This window comes from Nocardiopsis codii, assembly GCF_036327455.1.
In the GTDB taxonomy this organism is placed as follows: Bacteria; Actinomycetota; Actinomycetes; order Streptosporangiales; family Streptosporangiaceae; genus Nocardiopsis; species Nocardiopsis codii.
Genome location: NZ_JAUZMY010000008.1, coordinates 84,839 through 96,826, shown reverse-complemented (window position 1 = coordinate 96,826; position 11,988 = coordinate 84,839). Strand labels below are relative to the sequence as shown.

The window sequence follows — 11,988 nt, the reverse complement described above, 5'->3', positions numbered from 1 at the left end:
TGCGCAGGGGTGGTGGATCAGGCGTTGGGGCCCACGGCGAGCCCGCTCAGGCGCAGGGTGCGCCCGTTGTACTGCAGGGCCGTGGCCCGCCCGGGGGCGTCGGGGTCGGTGAGGAAGCGCCCGCTGAGGGAGATCCCGCCGTGGCGCTCGGAGACCACCCGGAAGGCTCCGCCCGGCCCGGTGGTCAGCTCGCCCTCGAAGCCGTTGGACATGACCAGCCGGTGGCCGCCGCGGTCGTGGACGACCTCGGCGCTCAGGCCCCCGTTGCCGTAGTGCCCGGTGACCCGTTCGGGAGCGGTCGCGGTGGCGGCGCCCTCGGCCGCGGCGTCGGGCTGACGGTAGTGGCCCACGTCCACCCCCAGCTCGCGCAGGCCGCGGACCAGGTGCTCCCAGGCGGTCACACCGGTGGTGGAGTTGGTGGTCAGGGCGACCACCGTCCCGCCCTCGGGGTCCACGCGCAGGTTGCAGGTGGCCCCGTCCAGGGTTCCGTCGTGGCCGTGCCACAGGCGGTCGCCCGCCAGGTGCAGGGACCAGCCGGCTCCCCAGCCGTCGGCCAGGCCGAAGGGGTCGGCGACGCTCACCGGGCGACCCATCTCGCCCAGCACCTCCGGGGCGGCGACCTCGCCGTCCAGGGCCGCGTGCCCGGGGTCGAGGAAGGCCCTGCCGAAGGCCGCCAGGGTCGCGGCGCTCGCGGCCAGGCCCCCGGCTGGGGCGAGGGCGGGCTCGATGTGGAAGCCGACCGGGTGGGCCCGGCCCGCGCCGTCGACGGCGTGACCGGTGACCAGGCCGGGGGCGGGGTGCCGCGGCGCCCGGACCGGCGCCAGTTCCATGCCGGTGGACCAGCACAGGTGCGACTCCACGGTCTCCCACCAGTCCTGGCCGGTGACGGCCTCCACGAGGTGGCCCGCCACGGCGTAGCCGGTGTTGGAGTAGGAGAACACCGTCCCCGGCGGGGCGATGCGGTCCTCGGGTGTGAGCGAGGCGACGTAACGGCGCAAGGAGGTCGCGGGGGCGTCCGCGGGCCGCTCCGAGACCAGGCCTGCGGTGTGGCTGAGCAGGTGGCGGGCGGTGACCCCCCGCAGCGGGTGGTCGGGGGAGCCGCTCCCCAGGCGGTCCAGCACGGGGGCGTCGAGGTCGGTGTCGCCGTCCTCCACCAGTTGCATGACCAGGGCGGCGGTGACGGTCTTGGTCACCGAGCCCAGGGGGAAGAAGGAGGATTCCGCGACGGGGCGCCCCGTCGCGGAGTCCTCCACGCCGGTGACACAGGTGTGCAGCTCTCCGCGGTGGTAGACCGCGAGTTGGGCTCCGGGGACGCCGGTCCGGCGAGCGGACCGCAGGAGCAGGTCGGACAGGGCCTCGCGCACGATGGTTCTCCTCGTGGGGGTCGGAGGGCACCCGAAAGGCCGGCGCCCGGGACGGAGCAGCCGGTCGCTTCGGTGGGGACAGGGCGGTTCGACGCACGTGCCACGGATACTCACATATCGCTTCGAATCTTGGCAAGGGATTCCAATATGTCGGGAACCAGGTGAGGGCGAATGCGTTCGGGGCGTACGTGGAGATTTCCGTGGTGTGAAGGCATTGCGCCCTCATCGGTGGTCATCAGGTTTTTTCGTAGACCCCCGGTTTTAGCAGGGTGTTCGCCTCGCGGCCGGGGAACCGGGCCCGGAGGGGCGCAGCGCGCGCCGTTCCGGACGCCGGCCGGGAACGCCGCTGGTTTACCCGACCCCCTGTGTCCCTTCTCACTCGATTGCGCTGCTGGAAGGGTGCGGGAGGGGAAAAGCTGTTCCGGCTCGCGCTCTTGCTCCACGATCGTCGGAACGGATGCCCTGCTCCTTGCGCGGGAACGGAAAGTTCGTCCACACCACAAAAAAAGGACCTTTGCGGCGAAACGCATGTAATGGACCGAGCGCTGTGCTATGGGCCAACCATGGGCTCTGATCAAGGGTTATGGCGGGATCGCGCCACCCCCGGAAGGTAGGGGCGGCGGCGGGGGCCCGCGGCGCGGGAGGGGCAACCCCTGGCGGGGCGCACGGTGGCTCCCGCCTCGCAAAAGGTGCGCGAGGGACAAGAGGTGATCCTCGTGGCCACATCATGTCAAACGTTGAATTCTCATTACGCTACGTGTTCGCGCGACTCCAAAAAGTGTTCGCAGTTCGCATCCGCGTGCGCCTTTCGCACGCACGCGAGGTCTTTGTTCTTGGTCTTTATGAAAAATAATATGCTTTGAACTATTTTGTCTGGTTTGTGGTCTTGAGTATTCCATGTGGCACAAGTTGTTCCGAGTGTGATTTTCTGTCCATGGAGGGAATTTCAGGACGAAGATGATTTTGGTAAAGTGCCCGGTTGGATAAGGCGATGTGGCACGCTCTGTTGTCGTACGGCGGCCACGGGGGGAATGGCGGACCGATCGGCGTCCGCCGACCCCGCCGCCGGGCGGCCACACCGTCGCGGCGACGGATCACGGCCACCCCGCACCCGTCCGCCCGTCCGCCGTCCTCCCTCTCGAACGCGCACCAGGAGCCACCACGTGCTGTCCCCCCAGGAGTCGAACCGCCCCGAGCCCGTCCCCGTGGACGCGGCCCCGCACGCCTCGGTACCGGAGGCCTTCGCCGCGCAGACGGCGCGCACTCCCCACGCCCCGGCCCTGATCGGTGACTTCCCCGAGGTGTCCTACGCCGAGCTCGACGCCCGTTCCGCCGCCCTGGCCCGCCTCCTGCGCGCCCGGGGGCTGCCCCGTGAGGGCGCCGTGCTGCTCGCCCTGGAGCGGGGTCCGCACGTGGTCACCGCGATGCTCGCCGTGCTGCGCGCCGGCGGCGCCTACGTCCCCGTGCACCCCGACGACCCCGCCGAACGGGTGCTGGCCGCCGCCGAGCGCACCGGTGCCCGCCTGGTCCTCACCGACCGCTCGCTCGGCCACCGCCTGCCCGCACTCCTGACGGGGACAGCGGGGGTCGTCGACCTGGACGGAACGGACGCCGTCGCGGCGGGGCGGGGCGCGGGCACGGCGCTGCCCGCGGTCGACGCGCGCGCGGTGGCATACGTCATGCACACCTCCGGGTCGACGGGTGTGCCCAAGGGGGTGGCAGTGACCCATGCGGACGTGGTGGCCCTGGCCCGGGACTCCCGGTGGGGGGACGGCCGCGACCGACGGGTCCTCTTCCACTCCTCGCACGCCTTCGACGCCGCCACCTACGAGGTCTGGGTCCCGCTGCTGCGCGGCGGGGCCGTGGTCGTCGCACCCCCCGAACGGCTCACCGTCCACGCCTTCGGCGCGCTGGCCCGTCGGCACGGGGTCACCTCCACCTTCGTCACCGCCGCCCTCTTCGACCTGTTCGCCGCCCAGGACCCCTCCTGCTTCGCCCCGCTGCGCGAGGTGATCGCCGGGGGCGAGGCCGTCCCGCCCACAGCGGTCCGCGCCGTGCTGGAGGCCTGCCCGGACACGACGGTGGCCAACGGGTACGGGCCCACCGAGACCACCACCTTCGCCACCCACTTCGCCGTGGACCGGGCCCGGCCCCCGCACCTGTCGGTCCCCGTCGGCACGCCCCTGGACGGCGTGCGCCTGCGGGTGCTCGACTCCCGGCTGCGTCCCGTCCCCCCGGGAGCGGTGGGAGAGCTCTACGTCGGCGGCGCCGGGGTCGCGCGCGGCTACCACGGGCGCCCGGCCCTGACCGCCGAGCGCTTCGTGGCCGACCCCCTCGGCGAGGGCGGACGGCTCTACCGCACCGGCGACGTCGTGCGCGAGGACGCCGACGGGGTGTTGGAGTATGTGGGACGCGCCGACTCCCAGGTCAAGATCCGGGGCTTTCGGATCGAACCCGGGGAGGTCGAGGCCGCCCTCCTCGCCCAGGAGGGGGTTACCCAGGCCCTGGTCACCGTCCGCGAGGACGCGCCGGGCGCGCGCACCCTGGTCGGCTACGTGGTCGGCCCGGTCACCGACGCCGCGGCCCTGCGCGACCGGCTCTGCGACCGCCTGCCCGGCTACATGGTCCCCGCCGCCGTCGTCGTCCTGGAGGCGCTGCCCCTGACCGCCAACGGCAAGCTCGACCACCGCGCCCTGCCCGCGCCCCCCGCCCGCACCGCCGAGTACGTCCCACCGCGCGAGGGCGCCGAACACGCCGCCGCCGAGGAGTTCGCCGCGGCCCTGGGGCTGGAACGCGTGGGCGCGCGCGACGACTTCTTCGCCCTGGGCGGAGACTCCATCCTCGCCGCCCGCGTGGCCTGGCGTCTGGGCGAACGGCTGGGAAACGCCCTCGACCCCCGCGCCCTGTTCCGCCACCCCACCCCGGAGGGCATCGCCGCCGCGGGCGGCACAGGACACCGCGAGGAGCCCATCGCCCCGGTGGAACGCGGGCGCCCGCTGCCGCTGTCGGCGGCCCAGCGCCGCCTGTGGTTCCTGCACCAGCTCGACGGCGACAGCGCCGAGTACCACACCGGCAGCGCCTTCCGCCTGCGCGGCCCGCTCGACGTGTCCGCGCTGGGACGCGCCCTGGAACTGCTCCAGGAACGCCACGAGTCCCTGCGCACCACCTACGACACCGTCGACGGCGAGCCCGTCCAGTACGTGGGCTCCCCCCGCCGCGACCTGCTCACGGTGCGCGAGGTGGCCGCCGGGGACCGGACCGCCCTCCGGGAGGAACTGCACGCACACCTGCGGCGCGAGGTCGACACCCCCTTCGACCTGGTGGCGGGGCCGCCCACCCGTGCCCTGCTGCTACGCCTGGACGCCGGGGACCACGTCCTGGTCCTGAGCACCCACCACATCGCCTGCGACGGCTGGTCGGTCGACCTCCTGCACCGCGACCTCGCCGCCTTCCACCGGGCCGTCGTGCGCGGGGAGGACGCCGACACCGGCGCGGAGCTCGACTACGCCGACTTCGCCGTCTGGGAGCAGGGCCGCTGGGAGGGCCCCGAGGCCCGGCGCCGCCTGGAGTACTGGGCGCGCACCCTGGAGGACGTGCCCCCGCTGGCCGTGCCCACCGACCGGCCCAGGCCCGCCCGGCGCACCACGGCCGGAGCCGTGCACCGCACCACCCTGGACGCCGACCTGCTCCGGGGGCTGCGAACCCTGGGCGGGGAACGCGGCGCCACGCTCTTCGCGACCCTGGCGGCCCTGACCCAGGCGGTGCTCTCCGCGGCCTCCGGCTCCGCCGACGTCGCCCTGGCGGCCGCCTCCGCCGGACGCGACCACCCCCGGCTGGAGGACGTGGTCGGCTTCTTCGTCAACCCGGTCGTGCTCCGCTCCCGCCTGCGCCCGGGCACCACCGCGGCCGCGTTCGTCGAGCAGGTGCGCGCCGAGGCCGACGCCGCCCTCGCCCACGAGATGCCCTTCGACCGCGTCGTCGACGCCCTGGTCACCGAACGCGACCCCTCCCGCGGACCCCTGTTCCAGGCGCTGATGGTCCTGCAGAACGCCCACACCGGCGAACTGGAGCTGGAGGGGCTGCGCGTCGAGGAGCTCGACCTGCCGCGCACCGCCGCCCTGGCCGACCTGGTCTTCGAGTACGCCGAGCGCGACGGCGTCCTGCGCCTGGCCGTCGAGTACAACACCGACCTGTACGGCGCCGGGCGCGTGGAGGCCCTGGCCGACGCCCTGTCCCGCCTGGCCGGCGCCGTCGTCGCCGACCCCGGCCTGGACCTGACCGCCCTGGACCTGCGCCCCGCGTCCGAACGGGCCCTCCTGGAGACCTGGGAGCGGGGTCGGCCCCTGGCCGAGCCCGTCTCCGTGACCACCGCGTTCGCCGCGCAGGCGGCGCGCACTCCCCACGCCCCGGCCCTGATCGGTGGCTTCCCCGAGGTGTCCTACGCCGAGCTCGACGCCCGTTCCGCCGCCCTGGCCCGCCGCCTGCGCGCCCGGGGGGTGGGCGCCGAGGAAGCGGTCCCGCTGCTGTTGGAGCGGGGTCCGCACGTGGTCACCGCGATGCTCGCCGTGCTGCGCGCCGGGGGCGCCTACGTCCCCGTGCACCCAGACGACCCCGCCGAACGCGTGGCCTGGACGGTCGAACACACCGGGGCCCGCGTCGTCGTCACCGACGCCGCCTCACGCTCCCGCCTGCCCGAGGGGGTCGAGGCCCACGTGCTGGTCCCGGACGGGACCGACCCGCACCCGCCCGGCCGTGTCGAGGCCCCCCTGCCCGTGGTCGACGCACGCGCGCTCGCCTACATCATGCACACCTCCGGGTCGACGGGTGTGCCCAAGGGGGTGGCAGTGACCCATGCGGACGTGGTGGCCCTGGCCCGGGACTCCCGGTGGGGGGACGGCCGCGACCGACGGGTCCTCTTCCACTCCTCGCACGCCTTCGACGCCGCCACCTACGAGGTCTGGGTCCCGCTGCTGCGCGGCGGGGCCGTGGTCGTCGCACCCCCCGGGCGCACGGACGCGGAGGAGTTCGGCGCGCTGGCCCGCCGGCACGGGGTCACCTCCACCTTCGTCACCGCCGCCCTCTTCAACCTCTACGCGGCCCAGGACCCCTCCTGCTTCGCCACACTGCGCGAGGTGATCACCGGGGGCGAGGCCGCCAACCCCACGAGCGTCCACCGTGTCCTGCAGGCCTGCCCCGACACGGTCGTGGCCAACGGGTACGGGCCCACCGAGACCACCACCTTCGCCACCCACCACCCCGCCGCGCGCACCCGCGAACCGGTGCGCGCCGTCCCCATCGGCACGCCCCTGGACGGCATGCGACTGCGGGTGCTCGACAGCCTCCTGCGTCCCGTCCCCCCGGGCGCGGTGGGAGAGCTGCACGTCGGCGGCGCCGGGGTCGCGCGCGGCTACCACGGGCGCCCGGCCCTGACCGCCGAGCGCTTCGTGGCCGACCCCCTCGGCGAGGGCGGACGGCTCTACCGCACCGGCGACCTGGTCCGCTGGAACAACCCCGGGGAGCTGGAGTACGTCGGCCGCGCCGACTCCCAGGTCAAGATCCGGGGCTTTCGGATCGAACCCGGGGAGGTCGAGGCCGCCCTCCTCGCCCAGGAGGGGGTTACCCAGGCCGTCGCCCTGGTCCGGGCCGCCCCCGGCGGCGGGCGACGGCTCCTCTCCTACGTCGTCGCCTCCGAGCAGGGCGCGGGGCAGGAGGCGGCCGAGGGGTGGCGCCGCGCCCTGGCGGCCCGCCTGCCCGGCTACATGGTCCCCGCCGCCGTCGTGGTCCTGGAGGCGCTGCCCCTGACCGCCAACGGCAAGCTCGACCACCGCGCCCTGCCCGAACCCGGGAACGACCGGGAGCACGCCGCCCCCCGGACCGACGCCGAACGCCTCCTGGCCGAGGTGTTCGCCTCCGTCCTGGCCGTGGAGCGGGTGGGGGTCCACGACGACTTCTTCGCCCTGGGCGGCGACTCCATCCTCAGCATCCAGGCGGTCTCCCGCGCCCGCGCGGCCGGGGTGGAGCTGACCAGCCGCGACGTCTTCTCCCACCCCAGCGTCGCCGCCCTGGCCGAGGTGGCGCGCGTGCGGCCGACCGGGCCGGCCGGGACGGGGCCGGTGAGCGGCCCGGTCACCACCACACCCGTCATGGGCTGGTTCGACCGCACGCACCCGGTGGCGCCCGACCACTTCGCCCTGTCCGTGCTCCTGGACCTGGCCCGGCCCCTGCGACCGCGCGCCCTGCGCACCGCCCTGGCGGCCCTGGCCGACCACCACGACATGCTCCGCCTGCGCCGCGACGGCGACGGCCCACGCGTGGCCGAACCCGGCTCCGCGGCCCCGCCCCTGGACGTGGTCGACCTGACCGGGCACCCGCCCGAGAGGGCGCACGACCTGGCCTCGGAGCGCATCCGCGCCGCCCACGCCGGCCTCGACCTGGCCCGCGGGCCGGTCGTCGCCGCCGTCCTCCTCGACTCCGGCGCCACCGGCTCCCGGCTGCTGCTGACCGCCCACCACCTCGTCGTGGACGGGGTGTCCTGGCGGGTGCTGCTGGAGGACCTGGCCACCGCCTACCACCAGGCGCTCAGGGGGGAGCCGGTGGACCCGGGGCCACGCACCACGCCCTTCCTCGTGTGGGCGGACCGCCTGGCCCGGCACACCGCGGAGGGGGCCTTCGACGCCGAGCTCGACACCTGGGCCGCCGTCGCCGCCACCCGCGCCGACCTGCCCCGCGACCACCCGGGCCGGGGCAACGGCCTGGTCGGGGACCAGCGGGTGGTCACCGCCGGACTGTCCGAGGAGGACACCCGCCGCCTGCTGCGCGAGGCCCCCTCGGCCTTCCGCACCCGGGTCAACGACCTGCTGCTGGCCGCCCTGGGCCGCGTGCTGTGCGACTGGACCGGGGCCCGGAGCGTCCCCGTGGACCTGGAGGGCCACGGCCGCGAGGACCTGTTCGAGGACGTGGACACCTCCCGCACCGTGGGCTGGTTCACCACCGTCTTCCCCGTCGTGCTCACCTCGCTCCCCCGCCCGGCCGACCAGATCCGCGCCACCAAGGAGGCGCTGCGCGCGGTCCCCGGCAACGGCCTGGGCTACGGGGCCCTGCGCCACCTGGGCACACCCCGGCAACGCGCCCGCCTGGAACGGGAGCCCGCGCCCGGCGTGAGCTTCAACTACCTGGGCCGCTTCGACACGGCGCCGGGCCGGGACGCCCTGCACACCGGCCTGCGGCTCAACCCCGGCGGCGAGCACTCCCCAGACGAGGAACGCGCCCACCTGGTCGAGGTGGTGGGCCGTTTCGAGGGCGAGCGCCTGGTCTTCGACTGGTACCACGCCACCACCGTCCACGACACGGCCACCGTGCGCCGCCTCGCCGACCGCCTGGCCGCCGAACTCGCCGGCCTGGTCGGCTTCTGCCTCGACCCCTCCCAGGGAGGGGCCACCCCCTCCGACTTCCCCCTGGTGCGCCTGGACCAGACCCAGGTCGACCGCCTCGTCGGCGACGGCCGCGACGTCCAGGACGTGTGGCCGCTCACCCCCATGCAGCAGGGCATGTTCTTCCACTCCGTCCTGGAGCCCGACTCCGGCTCCTACCTGGAGCAGGTCGTCGTCGACCTGGCCGGGGTCGAGGACCCCGGATCCCTGGAGCACGCCTGGCGGGAGGTGGTCGGGGCCACGCCCGTCCTGCGCGCCCGGGTGGCCTGGGAGGGGCTCGGCGAACCGGTCCTGCTGGTGCACCGCGACGTCCCCGTCGAGGTGCTCCACCGCGACCTGCGCGGTGCGGGGGAGGAGGAACGCGCACGGGCCCTGGCCGACCACCTGGCCCAGGACGCCTCCCGGGGCGTGGACCCCGCCCGCGACCCGCTCCTGCGCGTGGCCCTGCTGCGCACCGGCGACGCCTGCGTGCGCATGGTGTGGACCTTCCACCACATCGTCCTCGACGGGTGGAGCCTGCCCCTGGTCCTGGAGGACCTCCTCACCGCCTACCGGGGCCACGCCCCGGCCCCGCGCCCCGACTTCCGCGAACACCTGCGCCGCCTGGCCGGGCGGGACGCCGAGGAGGCGCACGCCTTCTGGCGGAAGGCGCTGGAGGGGGTGGCAGAGCCCACCCCGCTGCCCTACGACCGGCCCCCGGCCGCGCTGCGCGCCGCGCGCTCCGCCGCCCGCGTCCAGGTCTCGCCGGCCCCCGCACGGGCCGAGGCCGTGCACGCCTTCGCGCGCGCCCACGGACTGACCGTCAACGCCCTGGTGCAGGGGGCCTGGGCCCTGTTGCTGTCCGCGTACTCGGGCCACACCGACGTGGTCTTCGGCGCCACCACCTCCGGCCGGCCCGACGACATGCCCGGCGTGGAGGCCGCGGTGGGGCTGTTCATCAACACCCTGCCGGTACGCGTCGCCGTCGACCCCGCCGTGCCCGTGGTCCGGTGGCTGCGCCGCCTCCAGGAGGACCAGGCGCTCTCGCGCACCCGGGACCACCTGCCCCTGGCCCGGATCCAGGCGGAGGCGGGCCTGCCCGGCGACACCCCGCTCTTCGACAGCGTCGTGGTGTTCGAGAACTACCCGGCGGTCGGGGCGCCACCCGGGGACGGCCCGCGCGCCGAGATCGTCACCGCGTTGGAGGCCACCAACTACCCGCTCGCCCTGAGCGCCTACGCCTCCGACGGACTGCGCCTGGTCCTGGGCCACGACCCCTCCTGCTTCGACACCGCGACCGCCGAGCGCCTCCTGGCCGACCTGGAACGCATCCTGGTCTCGCTCACCGAGGACCCCGGACGCCCCCTGGGCCGCGTGGCCGGCGCCGACCCGACCCGTTCCCTGGCCCTGGCCGAGGGCGGCGGGAAACAGCCGCCCCGCACCACCGTCACCGCCCTGTTCGCCGAGCGCGCCGCCCGCCACCCCGCGGCCACCGCCCTGATCGGGGCCGACGGCGCGTGGACCTACGCCGACTTGGACGCCGAGGCCGAGCGGGTCGCCGACCGCCTGCGCTCCCTCGGCGTGGGCGCGGGGTCCCGGGTGCTGCTGCTCATGCCCCGGTCGCCGCGCGTGGTCGCGGCCGCGCTCGGCGTCCTGCGCACCGGGGCCGCCTACTCCCCGCTGCACGAGACCGTGCCGACCGCGCGGGTCCGGTCCCTGGCCGGGGCCCTGGGAGCGCGCGTGGCCGTCGCCGATCCCGCCATGGCCGGGCGCTGCGCGGACCTGGAGTCCGTGGTCGGCTACGCCGCCGACGGTGCCCTGACCGGTGCCGAGGGGCCGGCGGGCGGGGAGGCCGGGGACCCGGCCGGTCGGGGGCCGGCGCACGAGCACACCGCCGCCTACGTCATGTTCACCTCGGGCTCCACCGGCGTCCCCAAGGGCGTGGTGGTCGACCACCGCGCCGTGGTCGCCCTCGCCGCCGACTCCCGTTGGAACCACGGCCACGACAGGGTGCTCTTCCACTCCTCGCACGCCTTCGACGCCACCACCTACGAGATCTGGGTCCCGCTGCTCAACGGCGGCACCGTCGTGGTGGCGGACGGGCCGCTCTCCGCCGAGGCCCTGCGCGGGCACACCGTCCGGCACGGGGTGAGCGCGGTCTTCCTCACCACCGCGCTGTTCAACCTCTTCGCCCAGCAGGACCCGGAGTGCTTCTCGGGACTGTGCGAACTATGGACCGGCGGGGAGGCCGCCGACCCCGCCTCCCTGGCCCGGGTGCGCCGGGCCTGCCCCGAGACCTCCCTGGTCCACGTGTACGGGCCCACCGAGACCACCACGTTCGCCACGTGCACCGTGGTGGGCGAGGCGGAGGCCCGTGCCGGGCACTGCCCCATCGGCCGCCCCATGGACGCCACCGGCGCCCACGTGCTGGACCGCGCCCTGCGGCCGGTGCCGCCGGGGGCGGTGGGAGAGCTGTACCTGTCCGGGCCCGGGACCGCGCGCGGTTACGACGGCCGACCCGGGCTGACCGCCGAGCGCTTCGTGGCCGACCCCTTCGGCGACGGGGGCAGGCTCTACCGCACGGGCGACCTGGTGCGCTGGTCCGCCGACGGGCGCCTGGTGTTCGTCGGCCGCGCCGACGGCCAGGTCAAGCTCAACGGGTTCCGCGTCGAGACCGGGGAGGTGGAGGCCGCCCTGCTGCGCGGGCCGGACGTCGCCCAGGCCGTGGTGCTGGCGGCCGAGGCCCCCACCGGGGGGCGCAGGCTCGTCGCCTACGTCACCGGGCACGGGGTGGACCCCGAGGCGGCGCGGGAGCGGCTGACCCGCGAACTGCCCGGTTACATGGTGCCCGCGGCCGTCACCGTGCTGGAGTCCCTGCCGCTCAACAGCAACGGCAAGGTGGACCGGGCCCTCCTGCCCGAACCCGCCTGGGCGCGCGCCGCCACCCCCGTCCACGTCGAGCCGCAGACCCCCACCGAGGAGGCCGTGGCCCAGGTGTGGGCCCGCACCCTGGGCCTGGAGCGCATCGGACGCGACGACAACTTCTTCGACATCGGCGGTGACTCAGTGCGCAGCCTCCAGGTGGTGCGCGAGGTCGAGAGCCTGCTGGCCGTCACGGTGCCCACACGCCTGCTGTTCGACCACCAGACGGTGCGCGCCTACGCCGAGGCGGTGGAGGACGTGCTGCTGGAACAGATGTGACACGGTGCGGGCGC

At 75.2% G+C, this 11,988-nt stretch carries 2 protein-coding genes; one reads left to right on the top strand and one right to left on the bottom strand.

Going from position 1 to position 11,988, the window contains the following annotated elements; genetic code table 11:
* Positions 1-17: 17 nt before the first annotated feature.
* Complete coding sequence (locus Q8791_RS10330) at positions 18-1,364, bottom strand: serine hydrolase domain-containing protein (RefSeq protein ID WP_330091413.1); 1,347 nt, start codon at positions 1,362-1,364, stop codon at positions 18-20.
* 1,163 nt (positions 1,365-2,527) lie between these two features.
* On the opposite strand from Q8791_RS10330, the gene Q8791_RS10325 reads away from it, so the two are divergent.
* Positions 2,528-11,974, top strand: a complete 9,447-nt coding sequence (locus tag Q8791_RS10325; protein ID WP_330091412.1) for an amino acid adenylation domain-containing protein — start codon at positions 2,528-2,530, stop codon at positions 11,972-11,974.
* The last annotated feature ends 14 nt before the right edge of the window (positions 11,975-11,988 follow it).